The following is a 15742-nucleotide window of genomic DNA, read 5'->3' on the forward strand; positions in this document are numbered from 1 at the left end:
CGTTGTCGCACCCAAGGGTGCTGACCAGAACACGCCGCTAGACGACCATTGGTGGCGTCCCGCCCGCCCCACAACCGCCTTATTCAGCAGCCTCCTAGGGAGGCGGCGTTCCAGGCGGCGGCTTCGGATTCGGCCACTTCGGCGCCGAGCCAGTCGAACGCGTAAAGCGCGACGGCGGCCCGCATCTCGGTGCCGAGCCCTTGGCCGTGGAGGGACTGCTTGAGCCAGGAGCCGGTGCTGACGGTCTTGAGGGTGGCAAAGTCCTTGGCGCCGATGTCTTGGCAGCCGATGAATTCGTCGTGGTACCAGATGCCCAGGAGCAGGGTCCACTCCTCGGGTGTGGCCTGGCCGCGGCAGCGCCAGTACCACTGCGCCATGTTGTGCCCTAATGCTTCCGCCGGCAGTTCCGTCCATGGAGTGCTGAAGGGGCTCAACCCAGTTTCGTGGACTCCGCTGGCTGCCGCTGCAACTGCGGCGGGAATATCGGCGTCGGTTATGGGACGAAGCACCAGGCGGGGTGTGGTCAGCTTGAGGCCGAAGAGGGGCCAGATGGAAGTCAGCGCGGTCATCAGGGAAGCCTAGCCCAGGGCGGGCGACGGGAGCCTGTCAAACGCCGGTGATGGCGGGCAGGACCCGCGCTCAGGCGCGGATGTCCCAGGCGATGTGGCGGCGGACGTCCGTAAGGTTCATGGACTCGGCCACGAACAGGTCGTCGAGCATGTATTCGTCCACCGCGAGGATCCGGATCCAGTGCCCGTAATCCGGGGTTGCCGTTTCCAGCGACTGGCTGGCCACGCAGACGCCGGTTTCCACGTCGATCCGCACCCGGTTGCTGCCGGGCAGGCAAAGCGGAGCGGCAGGATCCGCGGGCCGGTAGGAGGCGGTAGGCGTCACGGTTGCCTCCAGCGCCGGCCGGCCATTGTGATCCAGGCGGCGCACGGTGTCGATCTCCACAGCGTTGGTGCCCGGGAACTCAATGGGGACCGGTGCGTTCCCGGCCAGTTCCACGGGATCAAGCGCAGCCGAGAAACGGCCGTTCCCGAAGCCCGGTTCGCCGTATGCTGCCTCCGGCCGGCGCCTGACCAGGCCGCCGTCGTCGTAAACGGGCGCTACGAGGTGGGGCGGCAGCAGCCAGGACTTCCGGGTGGCGCTGACATACAACCCGTCCTTGGAATCGTTGATGCCGGTGGTGCTGTGGAGGACAAGCCGGTCGGCGGTTTCCAGGCGCAGCGCCCCGGGCCGGCGCAGCCAGGCGCGGACCAGGGGAGCGGACGGGTCGGGGACGTCGGAAAACGGTTCATCCCAGTATTCAAAGCGCAGTGACTGCCACTTCCAAGGAGAAGACCGGCAAAGGTTCCGGAACATGGTGCTCAGGTCTGCAGCGGCGGCGCTGCCCTCCGGATCCGGCCGGCGCCTGGTGTCCCATGTCGACATATCCACAGTTTACGCGTGGGCTCAGCAGTGCGGCGCGCGAATCCAGTAGCATCCGAGGGGTGATCCGACGACTCGATGGACTGTGGGACGCCACCCCGCTGGCGTTCTGGCTGGTGCTGGCCGCCTGTGCCTACTTTCTTGTTATGGCGGTCCGGCTGACGGTGATTGACGTTCGCCACCATCTGCTGCCCAACCGGATTGTCTTCCCGTCCTACGGTGTGGCGGGGGTCCTGTTGCTCGCGGCGGCCTTGGTGCACGTGATCGCCGGTCCTGCCGCGCTCGTGGGGTCACCCGACGGTGCCGCCGAGCTCCTGGGGATCCCGGCGCTGCGCATCCTGGCGGGGGGAGCGGTTCTGTGGGCCTTCTATTTTGTCCTGCGGATGGTTTACCCGCCCGGCATGGGCTTTGGCGACGTGAAGCTGGCCGGCGTCCTGGGGATGTACCTTGGCTATCTCGGCTGGGGGCACGTTTTTGCCGGGACCTTCGCAGCTTTCCTGCTGGGAGGCCTCTGGTCCATGGCCCTGCTGGCGGCCCGCCGCGGCACCTTGAAGTCTTCCATCCCGTTCGGCCCGTTTATGCTCGCCGGCGCCGCTGCCGCCATGCTGCTGCCCGCTTAGACGCGAGAGAGACACTTGCGGCCTCGGTCCGCAGGCGCCAGGAAAACAACAGGGGCGCCGCAACCCCCAAGATCGCGGCGCCCCTGCAGGGTTTTGACTGCGGCCTCCGCCGCTCTGGCATATAGCCTTGCGACGCCGGTCAGCGGCGCCGGGAGACCAGCTCGCCGTCGTCGTCATTCAGGCTGTCCGCGGGGTCAGGGACCGCGGCGGGTTCCTTCTCCGTTCCGCCGTTCAGCAGGGCCAGGTGCTCTGCCTCCAGGCGTTCTGCTTCCTCGCCGCCCACAGCCTCGCCCCGGGCCACCATGCCGGCAGTGTCCGAGAGCGGGATCTGCTTCAACGTGATGGCCAGGATCAGCGCGAGGGCGATGAACGGCACCAGGTACCAGAAGACCGGAGCAAGGGAGTCCGCGTAGGCGTTCACGATTGCATCGCGCAGCTGGTCCGGCAACTGGCTCAGGGCCTGTGGGTCCAGGGTGCTGGTGGACTGCGAGGCTTGTTCCGCGGACGCTCCGGCGCCGGTGAACGCGCTGGTCAGTGACTCTGAGAGCCGGTTCGTGAAAATCGCGCCGAACACTGCCACGCCAAGGGACGCGCCGACTTCGCGGAAGTAGTTGTTGGTGCTGGTTGCCGTGCCGATCTGATTGGCGGCAACAGAATTCTGCACCACCAGGACGATGACCTGCATGATCGACCCCAGTCCTGCGCCGAACACGAACAGCTGGACGCAGATGACCCAGATGGGGGTTTCGGCGGTCAGGGTGGTGAGCCACAGCATCGCCGCCAAAAAATACAGACACCACGTACGACGGCGGCCGGCGCCTTCCGTGGGGAAGGTGCCGGCCGCCGTCGTTCGTAAAGGGGCCTCCGCCGCCGAGGGTTCCCTGGCTGAGCGGAGCGAAGCAAGGGAGGCGGTGGGGACCTATGCCTTGTGCGGCGGGCGCGTCATGGACATAACGTCCAGCGCGGTATCCAGCTGCTCTTCGGTGACCTCGCCGCGCTCCAGGAAGCCCATGGCGACGACGGTCTCACGGATGGTGAGGCCCTCGGCCACTGCCTTCTTGGCGATTTTGGCCGCGTTCTCGTAGCCGATGTACTTGTTCAGCGGAGTCACGATCGAGGGGGAAGCCTCGGCCAGGAAGCGGGCGCGCTCCACGTTGGCGGTGATGCCGTCGATCATCTTGTCCGCCATGACGCGGCTGGTGTTGGCCAGCAGGCGGATGGACTCGAGCAGGTTGGCGGCCATCACGGGGATGCCCACGTTGAGCTCGAAGGCGCCGTTGGTACCGGACCAGGCGATGGCGGTGTCGTTGCCGATGACCTGGGCGCAGACCATGATGGACGCCTCGCAGATGACCGGGTTGACTTTGCCCGGCATGATCGAGGAGCCCGGCTGCAGGTCCGGGATGGCGATTTCGCCGAGGCCGGTGTTGGGACCGGAGCCCATCCAGCGGAGGTCATTGTTGATCTTCATGAAGGAGATCGCGATGTTGCGCAGCTGGCTTGAGCCTTCGATGAGGCCGTCGCGGTTGGCCTGGGCCTCGAAGTGGTCGCGGGCCTCGGTCAGCGGCAGGCCGGTGTCCGTGGCGAGCAGTTCGATGACACGTTCCGGGAAGCCGGCCGGGGTGTTGATGCCGGTGCCCACCGCGGTGCCGCCGAGCGGAACTTCGGCAACACGGGGGAGGGCGGCGTTGATGCGCTCGATGCCGTAGCGGACCTGGGCTGCGTAGCCGCCGAACTCCTGCCCGAGTGTCACCGGGGTGGCGTCCATGAGGTGGGTGCGGCCGGACTTGACGACGTCCTTGAACTCCACGGCCTTGCGCTCCAGCGACTCGGCCAGGTAGCCAAGCGCCGGGATGAGGTCGTTGATCAGGGCAGAGGTGGCGGCAACGTGGACCGAGGTGGGGAAGACGTCGTTGGAGGACTGCGAGGCGTTGACGTGGTCGTTCGGGTGGACAACTTTGTCACTCCCGGCGGCTTTGAGGGCACGCGTGGCCAGCTCGGCGATGACCTCGTTCATGTTCATGTTCGAGGACGTGCCGGAACCGGTCTGGAAGACGTCGATGGGGAAATCGCCGTCGTACTTGCCGGCAGCTACCTCATCGGCAGCCGCAGCGATCGCCTTGGCCAGCTCGCCGTCGAGCACCCCAAGTTCTGCGTTGGCCTGCGCGGCAGCCTTCTTGACCCGGGCCAGCGCCTCGATGTGCGCGCGTTCCAGGGTCTTGCCGGAGATGGGGAAGTTTTCAACTGCACGCTGCGTCTGTGCACGGTACAGGGCGTTCACGGGGACGCGGACTTCGCCCATCGTGTCGTGTTCAATGCGGAATTCTTCAGTGGAAGTCATGGGGCTAGCTTAGGGCGACCAGGCATCCCATCGAAAACCGTGAACCGCATGCTACGGGCCCTGTTCCGGGCCGGGCTAAACCTCGCCGATTCCGGAAACCACGTTCGCGCGGCCCTCTGCCAGGCTGTAGGAGAGGCCGATCACCGCGGCGCGGCCGTCCTCGATTGCGGTGGAAATCACACGGGAGCTGTCCACCAGGCGCTTGGACGTCTGCTTGACGTGCTCCACCACCATGTCATTGATCTCGTGCTCGCCGTTCCGCATGGACGTCAAGACAGAAGGCGTGATGCGCTCCACCAGGTCCCGCATAAAGCCCACCGGCATGTTGCCGGTGTCCACAGCGGACTTGGTGGCGCTCACGGCGCCGCAGCTGTCATGCCCCAGCACCACGATCAGCGGCACCCCCAGCACGCTGATGCTGTACTCGAGGGAGCCCAGGACGGCGTCGTCAATCACCTGGCCGGCGGTGCGCACCACGAAGGCGTCCCCCAGGCCCAGGTCGAAGATAATCTCCGCGGCGAGCCGGGAGTCCGAGCAGCCGAAGATCACGGCAAACGGGTGCTGGTTTTCCACCAGCGACGACCGGCGGGACGCGTCCTGGTTCGGGTGGGACGATTCGCCGGCAACAAAGCGCTCGTTGCCTTCGCGCATTCGGCGCCAGGCAAGGGCGGGGGTCAGGTAGGTAGCCACGGGCTTACTTTACGGGGCGGTGCTGGCTGACGGTGAAACTGTGACGGCCGGGTTGGCGTCCATGGACTGTACGACGGCGGTGGCGAGCTCGGCGAATTCGTCCAGCTGGGCGCTTCCCGTCAGGACAACGGTGGTTCCGCGGTAATTCAGCACCATGCTCTTCTCGCCTTTGCCGGTGTCACGCAGCTCCCAGTCCTGTCCGCCCGCCGCACGCGTTCCCGTCACGGGAGCGCTCTTGGTCTGCTGGACGAGCCAGGTGGGGTTGGACTGGCGGGTCTGGACCAGGCCGATGAAGGACTCCTTCGGGGTCAGGTAGCCAACTTCCCAGGTGGGAACGCCGCTGCCGCTGCCAGACTCCCAGCGTGCGTAGTTGGACCTGAACGACTTGCCGGTGTCCGGTGTTACAGGTGTGAATCCCGCCACATCCGTGGCGTTCCGGGCCACTGCGCCGACGTCGATGTCCGGGCGGAATCCATCGCTCTTGGGGAGGGGGTTCATCAGGATGACGGGCAGGAAGGCGGCGATGCTGACCACCAGGGCAACGATCATGCCGATCACAGAGGCATTGGCGCGCTTCGCCGCTGCGGCGGGGATCACTGGGCGGACGGGGGCTGTTTCGGCAGTGCCTGCGCCGTCGCCGTTTGCTCCGGAGTCGGAGGGGTCGGGCCCGGGGCTGGTCTTTTCCTGCATTTCACTCACCTCTCTATAGTCGCCCATGTTCAGGCGCAACTCACAGTCGGGGGAGTGCGGGAGGCTGAGGGCCCATGTTGCAGGAGTGCGTCATGCCACGCCCCGAAGGCGCCGCCACGACTATGATCAGTACCAGAGGAATCACCGCACCGGCTGAATCCGGCCGAGCGGGTCCAATGATCGCCACTCGAAGAAGAGGTTCACGTGTCACCAGCGCCTATGACCCAGCAGTACTCCACGATTTCCCCCTCCCTGGCTGTGGGCATCGACGAGCCAGACCGCAACCTCGCACTTGAGCTTGTCCGCGTCACCGAGGCCGCGGCCATCGCCGGCGGCCACTGGGTTGGTTTCGGCGACAAGAACAAGGCCGACGGCGCAGCCGTTGACGCCATGCGCTCCTTCCTTCACACGGTCCACTTCAACGGCGTTGTGGTCATTGGCGAAGGCGAAAAAGACGAAGCCCCCATGCTGTTCAACGGCGAACGCGTTGGCGACGGCACCGGTCCTGAGTGCGACGTTGCCGTGGACCCGATCGACGGCACCCGCCTGGCGGCCCTCGGCATCAACAATGCACTGGCAGTCCTCGCCGTGGCGGAGCGCGGCTCCATGTTCGATCCGTCCGCGGTGTTCTACATGGAAAAGCTCGTCACGGGCCCGGAAGCCGCCGACATGGTGGACCTCCGCCTGCCGGTCAAGCAGAACCTGCACCTGATCGCCAAGGCAAAGGGCGTGAAGGTCAACCAGCTCAACGTCATGATCCTTGACCGCGACCGCCACCGTCCCCTGGTCGAAGAGATCCGCGAGGCCGGCGCACGCACGAAGTTCATCATGGACGGCGACGTTGCCGGCGCCATTGCCGCAGCCCGCTCCGGCACCGGCGTCGACGCCCTCATGGGTATCGGCGGCACACCGGAAGGCATCGTTGCTGCCTGCGCCATCAAGTCCCTCGGCGGCGTCATCCAGGGCCGGCTGTGGCCCACGAGCGACGACGAGAAGCAGAAGGCCATCGACGCCGGCCACGACCTGGACCGCGTGCTGTCCACCAACGACCTCGTGTCCAGCGACAACTGCTACTTCGCGGCCACCGGCATCACCGACGGAGACCTCCTTCGGGGCGTCCGCTACTCCAAGGACAAGGTCCTCACGCAGTCCATCGTGATGCGTTCCAAGTCCGGCACCATCCGCTTTGTTGACGGCGAGCACCAGGCCAGCAAGTGGGAAGGCTACGCCCGCAAGAACTAGCAGGTTCTTCAACCCGCGTACTCCTGCGCGAACGGACACTTGAGGCCCCGGAACTGTGGGCCTCAAGTGTCCGTTCGCGCATGTTCCCTGCCGCGGTAGCCATTGTGGACGTCCCCGGCGGCCCGGGCTGGCGAGGTGACGCGGACGCCGTCGTGCATCACCACTTCGCCCGGCTTGAACGTCATCCGGTGGCCTACGACGTTCTGGCGCCGGGGTCTGCTGCCTTCCCGCTCCCGAGCCACGTGGATCCGAAAGTCTTCCTGTAGCCACGGCGGCAGCCCTAACTCCCATATTCTGCCGCCCGAGTGATGCGTGAGCACCGACGTTTCGTCCAGCGCCGGGTACGCCCGGAGGTTGGCCGGGGCGCCGCCGCCGCTCTCCAGTGGGATGCGTACACCCCTGGAGGGAATAACGACGTCGGGCTGTCGCTGCCGTTTGCGCGACACCCCGAAAGCCGCCGCGGTGGCCGACGTAAACGATCCGGTGAGTAGCTCCTCAGGGATCCTTGCGGCCCGGGACAGAGCTGGGTGGGGGGCCTAAGTGTCCGTTCGCGCCGGGCGCGCGGAGGGGAGGGCGCGAAGCTTGTCGCGCAGCTTGCGGGCCAGCTGGTACGCGTTGTACCGGAGCTTTTGAACAGGGAGGTCCCAGGTGCCGGGGTACGCCACCTCGCGCCCGCCGAAGGACTTCTTGAACGCGGTGAATCCTGCCCATTTGTGGCTGGGCTGGTCCGCGGGCGCGACACCCCACAGGTCCACGTGTTTCAGGCCGCGGTCCTTGGCGTCCGCCATCAGGGTCACCAGGAGCGGGATGCCTGCGCTGAGCTTGCGGTGAGTGTCATCCAAGGCCGCGTGGGCGTAGGTCCGCGTGTCCGCGGAATCGTAGGCCAAGGCCGCCGCGATCGGCTCGCCGTGCAGTTCGGCGATGAACATGGTGGCTGCGCCCGCGGGCATCAGGGAGGCTGCCACCTGGGTCAGGTACTCGTCGCTCTGCGGCTTGAAGCCGTTCCGCCGGGCCGTCATGTGCAGGAAGCCCAGCAGGATACTGATGTCGTCCGGGTCCTGCGACGCCCGGAATGTGACGCCCTTCTTGTGGATGTTCCGGTAGAGGTTCCGGTTCACGGGCTTCATCGCGGCGAGGACATCCTTGAAGTCACCTTCGAGGTCCACGATCCAGCTGAGTTCAGGCTGCTGGTTCACTGGTGCGGGCTGCAAGCCGCGCCGGTTGAGCTCCGTGGCGGCCGGCATCTCAAGCCCGGCGGACACCGGCTCAATCCGGACAAACACAGCGCCGCACGATCTGGCCGTTGCCACCAGGGCGGCCAGGGCGCCGTCGAACGCCTCCGCGGAGGATGCCACCGGCCCATAGGGGGCGTAGAGGACCTTTCCGGCCGGGTTCTTCTCCTCGACGGCCAGGAAGCTCCAGCCCGGGCCGGACTGCTGATGGACTATGCGGCCCAGCGACGACTGGACATCCGCCCAGGCAGGCGTTTGCAGGAAGAATTCCACGGCTCAGGCCTTCAGGGATGTGGTCACGGCGAAGGCAACGGCAGGGGACTCGGCACCGGCCACCGGGTGGACATTGACCGGCGCTTCCGCGGCGGGAAGGAAAGCGCTGCCCCCGCGGGCCAGCTGCAGGTCGCCCTTGGGCGAATCGAGATACACCGATCCGGCAACGACAATAACGACGACGGCACCCGCCTGGGCCAGCGGCACCGGCTCCGCGCCGGGTGCCAGTTCGATCCGCTGAAGCTGGAACTCCCGGAAGGGCGGCTGGTACAGCTCCTGGCCAAGGCCGGAGAATTCCGGCGTGAGCATGGGGACCGACACCGGCAGGAACTCGATGGTCCGCAGCAGTTCGGGCACATCGACGTACTTCGGAGTCAACCCGCCGCGGAGCACGTTGTCCGAGGACGCCATGACTTCAACACCCAAGCCGTGCAGGTACGCGTGCACGTTGCCCGCTGGGAGGTAGACGGCCTCGCCGGGGGCAAGCGAAATCCTGTTCAGCAGCAGCGAAATCAGCACGCCGGGATCACCCGGGTACTTCTCGTTGAGGCTGATCACCGTGGACAGTTCCGCCTGGTACGGTGCCAGCGGAGCGCCGGAGATCAGAGCCGCGGCCACCATGGCTGTGGTGTGGGAGACGTCTTCGCTGCCAGTGATCAGGCGCTCGAAGGCGCTCCTGAGGCCGGCGCCCTCGTCCGGGTTCTCCAGGACCTCAAGCAGCTCCACGAGCAGGGGCGGGACCCCGGTTTCCACCAGGTCGAAGCAGGCGGCAACGTGGAGGAGAATCTTCCGGGCTGATGCCGGCGCCCGGAACCCGCACAACGCTTCGAACGGCGTCAGCGCGAAGATCATTTCGGGCTTGTGGTTGTCATCGCGGTAGTTGCGGTGGGCGGCATCGGGCGCAATGCCTTCAGCATTCTCCCGGGCGAATCCCGCTTTGGCCTGGTCGATGCTGGGATGGACCTGGAGCGACAACGGCAGCGCGGCAGCAAGGATCTTGGTCAGGAACGGGAGCCGCGGGCCAAATTCGGCCACAGATTCGCCGCCCAGGAAATGTTCCGGATCTTCGGCAATCAAGGCATCCAGCGGTGCCACGGAGCCGTCCACCCGGCGGGCCATCGAGGGGGCGCCGGGGTGGGCGCCGATCCAGAGTTCGGCTTCCGGCCGGCCGGACTCGGGGCGTCCCAGCAGCCCGGCGATGGCCGTGGTGGATCCCCAGGCGTAGTCGCGGAGGACGTTTTCAATTTCGTACACAGCCGGTGTCCATTCTTGGTCTTCAGGTCTACGTAGTCTTGCAGTCAGGTGCCGCGGCCGGGTTTCCGGGCGGCGATGCGGCGGGCCTACAGCGGTGCGCACTGGCCGTTGGTGGCCACCAGTTGGCGGATAGCCTCTTCGTCGCCGCCGCGCTTGAGCTGGTTCAGCAGCTCCTCGGTAATCGGTTCGCCGTCCGGTGTGGTGGTCACCGGGGTGAAGTCCGACGGCGGCGGCGGCGTTTGCTGCACTGGCCACTCGGCTGCCAGGCCGGAGACAGGCCGCATCGGGGCGGACGCCTGAAGCTTCCCGCTGGTAGCGGACGCCTGCACGATCCCGTCGACGGGTGCAGCAGCTTGGGGTCCTGATGCCGAGGCGAGCAGCCGGTCCACGCGGTTGTGGATGACGTCAAAGTCAGGCACGGTGGAGAAGGAGGCGTCAAAATCGGGCGGCCCGATGGTCAGCCGTTTGGCCTCCTTGCCCTTGGCCTTCATGGCGAGGTCCACAAAGCTGCCCAGCTGGGCCGAGGAGATGTTGGATTCCACCACCTTGGTGCCCGCACTGGCGATGTCCTCGAATTTGGACAGCAGCGTGGCCGGGTCCAACTGCTTCAGCATGGCCTGCTGCACGCACTGCTGGCGCTGGATCCGGGAGTAGTCGTCGACGTATTCGCGCGACCGCCCGTACCATAGTGCGTGTTCACCATCGAGTGTCTGTTCGCCGGCGGGAATCCAGCCCAACGGCATGCCGTGAGTGCGCGTAGCTTCGTCGAAGAATCCGCTCATCGGAACCCAGCCGCCGGCCCTGATTCTGATGCCGCCCATGGCGTCGATGAGTTTGGCGAAGCCCGCCATATCCACCAGGACATAGGCCTGGACCGTGATCCCGAGGGTTCCCGATACCGCCTCAAGGGTGGCCTGGGCGCCGGGGTCTGCGACGCCCGGGTACAGGTCCGCGTGCTCGTTGGTCACTTCGGTGTTGATGGCATTGATGAGGCACGCGTCGCCGCAGTCGTAGCCGTCCGGGTAGATCTCGCGCATGGGCGAGCCTTCGCTGAACTGGGCGTTCTGCAGGTTGCGCGGCACGGAGATGATGGCTGTCTGGCCGGTCTTTGCGTCCACGCTGAGTACGGACAGGCTGTCCGGGCGCCTGCCTGTACGGTCGTCGCCGGCGTCACCGCCCATCATCAGGAAGTTGTAGCGGCCGTCCACGGGATCGATCGCTGGTCCCCCCGCGAAGATGGTGCCGATGGCGTTGCGGCTCACGTTCAGCAGGTACGCGGCATACCCAAGGGTGCCGCTGCTCAGGACCAGGGCGAGGACCAGGGCAATGCCGACGGCGGGACGCGCCGCCGGTGCCAGCAGCACGGGGCGGATCAGCCGGAGGGTGTTGACGAACAGAAACGCCCATCCGAGCGCCAGGGCCACCAGGACGAGGATGATCACCAGCGAGGCAAACTGATTGGTGAGGATGTTGATCAGCAGCGACCGGTTCACAGCCAGCAGCAGCAGGGTGACCGCCAGCAAAGCCCAGGCGGTCAGGGTGACGCGCAGGGCAATACGGCCGAGCTTGCGGTCGCCGGCCACAATCTGGGCGCTGCCGGGCACCAGAAGGGTCATCAGGACCAGGGCAAAGCCCCGTTTGGTCCGGACGGGGGCTGAGGCGCTGGTCGGATACCGGACGGGATCAGTCATGACCTTGCCGGTTGCTGGCTGCTGCGGTTCGCTTCTGGACATGTCCGGTTCCTTAACGGCTGCCCCGGAGAAGACCATTGCCGTCGGCGAAGACTTCGCTGACTTTCTGCCTGAGGTTGGCTCCCTTGCGGGTGGCGACGTCGTTGAGTTCCTGGGCGAAGTCCAGGAGGTCGGCGCGGAGCGTGGCTGCCAGTTCGTCCGTGCCCGACGCGAGAATCCGGACTGCTAACAGGCCTGCGTTCCGGGCACCGGCAATGGACACGGTGGCTACGGGAACGCCGGCCGGCATTTGCACGATGGAGAGGAGGGAATCCATGCCGTCCAGGGTCTTGAGCGGGACCGGGACGCCGATAACGGGCAAGGGAGTCACGCTTGCCAGCATGCCGGGAAGGTGGGCAGCTCCGCCGGCGCCCGCGATGATGACCCGCAGTCCGCGTTCGTGGGCGGTCTGGCCGTACCGGATCATTTCGGTGGGCATCCGGTGTGCGGAGACCACATCGGCTTCAAAGGGGATGCCGAACTCAGCCAATGCATCCGCGGCGGCCTCCATGACCGGCCAATCCGAGTCTGAGCCCATGACCAGCCCAACGATGGGACGGGGGACGGTGCCGGTGGTGGTTTCGGTGGTCATGCGTTCTCCTCGGAAATCCGTGCTGATTCTTCGGTGGGAACCCGGCCGTCGCGGATGATGGCCGCCACCCGGGTTGCGCGTTGCCGGACCGAGTCCACATCATCCGTGGAGGTCCCTACGAGGTTGACATGGCCAATCTTGCGTCCCGGACGCACTGATTTTCCGTAGCAGTGGACCTTGGCGGCCGGCTCGCTGGCGAGGGCGGCCGGGTAGGCGGAAAACAGGTCCTGGTTGTCGCCGCCCAGGAAGTTTTTCATGACCACTACCGGGCCCAGGATGTCGGTGGCACCCAGCGGCAGGTCCAGGACCGCCCGCAGGTGCTGTTCAAACTGGCTGGTAACCGAACCGTCCTGGGTCCAGTGCCCGGTGTTGTGGGGGCGCATCGCGAGCTCGTTGATCAGGAAGCCGACGCCGGAGCCCGGTGTTTCAAAGAGTTCCGCCGCCATGACTCCGGTGACGCCCAGTTCCGTGGCGACGCGCAGTGCCGCGTCTTCCGCAGCCGCGGCGACCTCGAGGGGGATGTCCAGGGCAGGGGCGATGACTTCGTCGCAGACGCCGTCCACCTGGATAGTGTGCACGACCGGCCAGGCTCTCGCTTCGCCGCCCGGGGTCCGCGCCACCAGCGCGGACAGTTCGCGGCTGAACTCAATTTTGGCTTCGGCGAGGAGCGGGCTCATGGCCTCGAACCACGGAGCAGCCTCTTCGGCGGCCTCGGCGGAGTCGATGATCCGCACGCCCTTTCCGTCGTAGCCGCCGCGGGGCATCTTGAGGACAACCGGCCAACCCGTTTCGTCGCCGAAGTCCACGAGCGCAGCGACGTCAGCGACAGCAGCCCAGATGGGGTTTGGGAGCCCAAGGCTGTCGATGGCAGCCCTCATCACCAGTTTGTCCTGGGCATTAACCAGGGCGTCCGGACCGGGCTGGACATTCACGCCGGCGGCCAAAAGCGCGCGGAGGTGGTCCGTGGGGACGTGTTCGTGGTCGAACGTCATAACATCCAGGCCGTCTGCGAAGTCAAGGAGAGTCTGGAGGTCCTTGTAGTCACCCACCGGTGAAGTGGACACAGCAGACACGGCTGAAACGTCCTCACCCTCAGCCAGGACACGGAGTTCAAAGCCAAGGGCGGTAGCGGCCGGGGCCATCATGCGCGCGAGTTGGCCGCCGCCAACTACGCCGATTACTGGAAAAGTCACATATGCCAGCCTACAGAAAAGCTCACCGGATCCGGGCTTTGGGACGTCGAAGGGCCCGCTTTTCGGGTATTTCCGCGATCACCCTTCACTCCGCGTGGGGCGGGTTCACCGATTTCGGGTCTAAAATAGACCTCTGGCCGTGTGGCCCAATGAACGGACGGCCATGGAGGGTCATGTTTAGCGCACTTGCAGATCGTATCCGGGGGCTCGCCTCGCTATTTTGGCGTGAAGTGGCCAAGTTCGGAGCCGTGGGCGGTGTGGCCTTCGTCATTGACTCGGCCATCTTCATCTGGCTGTTCACCGGACCGATGCACGGCAGCGAGGTCTGGGCCAAAGCGGTGGCAACCATCGTGGCAAGCATCTTCTCGTGGGTTGCCAACCGTTACTGGACGTTCAGACACCGCAAGCAGGCCAATGTGGCCCGTGAGGCCGCGCTGTTCGCCGTCATGAACCTGGTGGGACTGCTGATCGCCTCAGGCTGCGTCTGGTTCGCGAAGTACATCCTGGACCTGAACGACAAGCCCTCGCTCTTTATTGCCGGCAGCGTCGTGGGCCTGGTCCTGGGCACCATCTTCCGCTTCTTCGCTTACCGGTTCTGGGTCTTCAACGAAGAACTGGATCAGGAGCCGGAGTTCTCCCACGACCACGAGCTCATCGAACGGCACCATCGTGAGAAGGCGGCTGCCGCCGCGGCCGTCGCCCAGCACGGGGAGCAGCCGGAGGCAGACTCACCGGAAAGCCGCCGGCAGCAGCCCTAACCCAGCCGTGCCGGGAAAGCTACTTGCCGTGGATGCGTTCCGCGGCCAGCAGCTTGTCGGTCAGCTCCACATCGGGGTGCGCCAGTACCACCGAACCACCGTTGTGCCACGCGCCGAGTGAGTTCGCCAGCGCCGGCTCCAGCCCTTCAGAGGCCGGGACCAGAAGCCTGACGCCTTCCTCATGCGGCGCCGCAAAACCAGTGATCAGGCTTTCGTGGATGTGCTGCTGGCCTCCGCCGGCCCGAATTGCACAGCCGGCCGCCGAAGGGTCCGTGTGCGCCATAAAGACGTCGCCATGCGAGCGCACCTCGGCGGCGTAGTCGATGACCCCGGCAGGCAGGTCACCGGGCCACCGCATCGCCAGGGCTGGCAGCGCGACGGCGATAACGGCGTCGTGCTTCCCCTCAACGGTTCCGGGCCTGTCGGTGACCAGGAGCTCCGCCTCCCCGCCGTCCAGGACTGTTTCCATGCCCAGCTGCCAGGCGGCCAGGGCCCAGATCATTGACTTCCAGTGGGCTGGCAGGTCAAGAGTCAGTCGCATGCCGGGCTCGGCGTCGAGTTCGTCCTGCAGCAGGTTGCTGGTTTTGGCCACCCAGTTGTCCAGCACGCGACCGGAGAGTTCCACGCGCTCGGAGTCCGGGCCGTACCAGGTCAGGCGGGGCGACGTGGCGTGGCCGGAACGCAGGGTAGTCATCAGATCTATCACCGGGATGCTCATGGCTTTATCTTGTCACGGACCCAGTGCGGCGTCCTTGGCGGGGATACCGCGCACCGGGTCCCTAAGGGTCCCAGTCGCGTCCGGCCGGGCTGTGATTTCACTCACAGGAGTTTGTCATCTTATTTGTCTAATTCCGGCTGCGCCTGTATTTTTGGCAGCTATTCAGCGGAAACGGGATCCTTTTGGCCGCCGAAGCGGACCGCCGGGCGTCTGGCGCGCCGGGCCTTCGGAAAACTCCCGGGCGTGGCGTGACCGGGATTGGCCCGGAAAGTTGATTATTATCCCGTCCACGGCTTGACTCCCCAGTAGTTACACGCGTGTAATTAGATATCGAAAGTCACTGCATAAATACGGACACGCCACCGAGTGTCCAAGTTTTCAGGCAAGGGCTGCAACATTTGGGGAGGGTCGCCGTGGGGCAAGCAGAGCGTATCCATGAAGATGCCGTCGTCGCCGGACTGGCAACGGCAAAATACCGCGCACGGGGGGTGCCGAGCGACTGGTACGTCGATCCCGCGGATCCCGACGCCGCGGACCGTTACAACCGCAATACCAAAGACCCCCTCCAGGACCAGGCCACAGCCTTCCTGGCGGCGCACGAAGCACTCCTTGACGGCGGACACGACCAGGACGATGACGACCTGGATCCGCCCATGGAACTGCGCACCCCGGCACAGGGAACAAGTTCTCAGCCGGTGTGGATCGGACTGCCGTTCAGGCAGGACTTCGACGACGAAGGTGAACTCGGCTGGCAGGCTGATGCATTGTGCGCGCAAACGGATCCGGAAGCTTTCTTCCCGGAGAAGGGCGGATCCACGCGCGACGCCAAGAAGGTCTGCGGTGCATGCAATGTGCGGTCGCAGTGCCTGGAATACGCGCTGGCAAACGACGAACGGTTTGGCATTTGGGGTGGCCTTTCCGAGCGTGAGCGCCGGCGGCTAAGGAAGCGAGCAATCTAATTCTTCAGGAAGTACATGT

Annotated in this window: 15 protein-coding genes and 2 pseudogenes; 5 read left to right on the forward strand and 12 right to left on the reverse strand. The window is 65.7% G+C overall.

Annotation, left to right across the window (positions count from 1 at the left end; all coding sequences use genetic code 11):
- Positions 1-92 precede the first annotated feature (92 nt).
- Positions 93-569 (reverse strand): annotated as a pseudogene (locus tag ASG77_RS17760) (GNAT family N-acetyltransferase); the annotation flags it as partial.
- Between the two features lie 70 nt (positions 570-639).
- The gene (locus tag ASG77_RS17765; protein WP_056348008.1) at positions 640-1434 is read right to left on the reverse strand and encodes a hypothetical protein; all 795 of its coding nucleotides are present in this window, start codon (positions 1432-1434) and stop codon (positions 640-642) included.
- Positions 1435-1493: 59 nt separating this feature from the next.
- Here ASG77_RS17765 and ASG77_RS17770 point away from each other — a divergent pair, with 59 nt between their 5' ends.
- Entirely contained in the window at positions 1494-2051 is a 558-nt protein-coding gene (locus tag ASG77_RS17770; protein WP_056348010.1) for a prepilin peptidase, read from the forward strand.
- A gap of 139 nt (positions 2052-2190) precedes the next feature.
- On the opposite strand, the pseudogene ASG77_RS17775 reads toward ASG77_RS17770, so the two are convergent.
- From ASG77_RS17775 to ASG77_RS17790, 4 genes and pseudogenes are all read right to left on the reverse strand, one after another.
- Positions 2191-2835: pseudogene (locus ASG77_RS17775) on the reverse strand (MFS transporter); the annotation flags it as partial.
- A gap of 135 nt (positions 2836-2970) precedes the next feature.
- Positions 2971-4392 carry a class II fumarate hydratase gene (locus ASG77_RS17780; RefSeq protein ID WP_056348011.1) on the reverse strand — a complete coding sequence of 474 codons (1422 nt, stop codon included), beginning with the start codon at positions 4390-4392 and terminating at the stop codon, positions 2971-2973.
- Positions 4393-4467: 75 nt separating this feature from the next.
- Entirely contained in the window at positions 4468-5082 is a 615-nt protein-coding gene (locus ASG77_RS17785) for a carbonic anhydrase (protein ID WP_056348012.1), read from the reverse strand.
- 9 nt (positions 5083-5091) lie between these two features.
- A complete protein-coding gene (locus tag ASG77_RS17790) occupies positions 5092-5772 on the reverse strand; it encodes a DUF4245 domain-containing protein (RefSeq protein ID WP_082576141.1) in 681 nt (226 codons plus the stop codon).
- A 219-nt stretch (positions 5773-5991) separates the two neighbouring features.
- Here ASG77_RS17790 and glpX point away from each other — a divergent pair, with 219 nt between their 5' ends.
- Positions 5992-7014, forward strand: a complete 1023-nt coding sequence (glpX, locus tag ASG77_RS17795; RefSeq protein ID WP_200950804.1) for a class II fructose-bisphosphatase — start codon at positions 5992-5994, stop codon at positions 7012-7014.
- An 80-nt stretch (positions 7015-7094) separates the two neighbouring features.
- Positions 7095-7280, forward strand: coding sequence for a hypothetical protein (locus ASG77_RS17800; RefSeq protein WP_056348018.1), 186 nt, complete (start codon positions 7095-7097; stop codon positions 7278-7280).
- A 270-nt stretch (positions 7281-7550) separates the two neighbouring features.
- Here ASG77_RS17800 and ASG77_RS17805 read toward each other — a convergent pair whose 3' ends face one another.
- From ASG77_RS17805 to ASG77_RS17825, 5 genes are all read right to left on the reverse strand, one after another.
- A complete protein-coding gene (locus ASG77_RS17805; protein ID WP_056348020.1) occupies positions 7551-8519 on the reverse strand; it encodes a lipid II:glycine glycyltransferase FemX in 969 nt (322 codons plus the stop codon).
- A gap of 3 nt (positions 8520-8522) precedes the next feature.
- On the reverse strand, positions 8523-9773 hold the full coding sequence (gene manA, locus ASG77_RS17810) for a mannose-6-phosphate isomerase, class I (protein WP_056348022.1): 1251 nt from the start codon (positions 9771-9773) through the stop codon (positions 8523-8525).
- A gap of 86 nt (positions 9774-9859) precedes the next feature.
- Positions 9860-11506, reverse strand: coding sequence for an LCP family protein (locus ASG77_RS17815; protein WP_056348429.1), 1647 nt, complete (start codon positions 11504-11506; stop codon positions 9860-9862).
- Between the two features lie 10 nt (positions 11507-11516).
- Complete coding sequence (gene purE, locus ASG77_RS17820) at positions 11517-12095, reverse strand: 5-(carboxyamino)imidazole ribonucleotide mutase (protein WP_056348024.1); 579 nt, start codon at positions 12093-12095, stop codon at positions 11517-11519.
- Positions 12092-13240, reverse strand: coding sequence for a 5-(carboxyamino)imidazole ribonucleotide synthase (locus tag ASG77_RS17825; protein ID WP_056348026.1), 1149 nt, complete (start codon positions 13238-13240; stop codon positions 12092-12094). Before ASG77_RS17825 ends, purE begins: the two co-directional genes overlap by 4 nt.
- A 221-nt stretch (positions 13241-13461) precedes the next feature.
- Between ASG77_RS17825 and ASG77_RS17830 the strand changes: the two genes are divergently transcribed.
- The gene (locus ASG77_RS17830; RefSeq protein WP_056348028.1) at positions 13462-14046 is read left to right on the forward strand and encodes a GtrA family protein; all 585 of its coding nucleotides are present in this window, start codon (positions 13462-13464) and stop codon (positions 14044-14046) included.
- Positions 14047-14065: 19 nt separating this feature from the next.
- Here the strand turns inward: ASG77_RS17830 and ASG77_RS17835 are convergent, their stop codons facing one another.
- Positions 14066-14764, reverse strand: coding sequence for a TIGR03089 family protein (locus ASG77_RS17835; protein ID WP_056348034.1), 699 nt, complete (start codon positions 14762-14764; stop codon positions 14066-14068).
- 413 nt (positions 14765-15177) lie between these two features.
- Here ASG77_RS17835 and ASG77_RS22710 point away from each other — a divergent pair, with 413 nt between their 5' ends.
- Positions 15178-15723: a WhiB family transcriptional regulator gene (locus tag ASG77_RS22710; RefSeq protein WP_082576143.1), complete on the forward strand. Its 546-nt coding sequence runs from the start codon at positions 15178-15180 to the stop codon at positions 15721-15723.
- The last annotated feature ends 19 nt before the right edge of the window (positions 15724-15742 follow it).

It is taken from the genome of Arthrobacter sp. Soil762 (genome assembly GCF_001428335.1).
GTDB lineage: Bacteria > Actinomycetota > Actinomycetes > Actinomycetales > Micrococcaceae > Arthrobacter.

Bases quoted from the DNA above. Each gene is read 5' to 3' on its own strand.
- ASG77_RS17765 (WP_056348008.1), bottom strand. From the start codon at position 1,434: ATGTCGACATGGGACACCAGGCGCCGGCCGGATCCGGAGGGCAGCGCC.
- ASG77_RS17780 (WP_056348011.1), bottom strand. From the start codon at position 4,392: ATGACTTCCACTGAAGAATTCCGCATTGAACACGACACGATGGGCGAA.
- ASG77_RS17790 (WP_082576141.1), bottom strand. From the start codon at position 5,772: ATGCAGGAAAAGACCAGCCCCGGGCCCGACCCCTCCGACTCCGGAGCA.
- glpX (WP_200950804.1), top strand. From the start codon at position 5,992: ATGACCCAGCAGTACTCCACGATTTCCCCCTCCCTGGCTGTGGGCATC.
- ASG77_RS17800 (WP_056348018.1), top strand. From the start codon at position 7,095: ATGTTCCCTGCCGCGGTAGCCATTGTGGACGTCCCCGGCGGCCCGGGC.
- ASG77_RS17815 (WP_056348429.1), bottom strand. From the start codon at position 11,506: ATGTCCAGAAGCGAACCGCAGCAGCCAGCAACCGGCAAGGTCATGACT.
- purE (WP_056348024.1), bottom strand. From the start codon at position 12,095: ATGACCACCGAAACCACCACCGGCACCGTCCCCCGTCCCATCGTTGGG.
- ASG77_RS17825 (WP_056348026.1), bottom strand. From the start codon at position 13,240: ATGATGGCCCCGGCCGCTACCGCCCTTGGCTTTGAACTCCGTGTCCTG.
- ASG77_RS17830 (WP_056348028.1), top strand. From the start codon at position 13,462: ATGTTTAGCGCACTTGCAGATCGTATCCGGGGGCTCGCCTCGCTATTT.
- ASG77_RS17835 (WP_056348034.1), bottom strand. From the start codon at position 14,764: ATGAGCATCCCGGTGATAGATCTGATGACTACCCTGCGTTCCGGCCAC.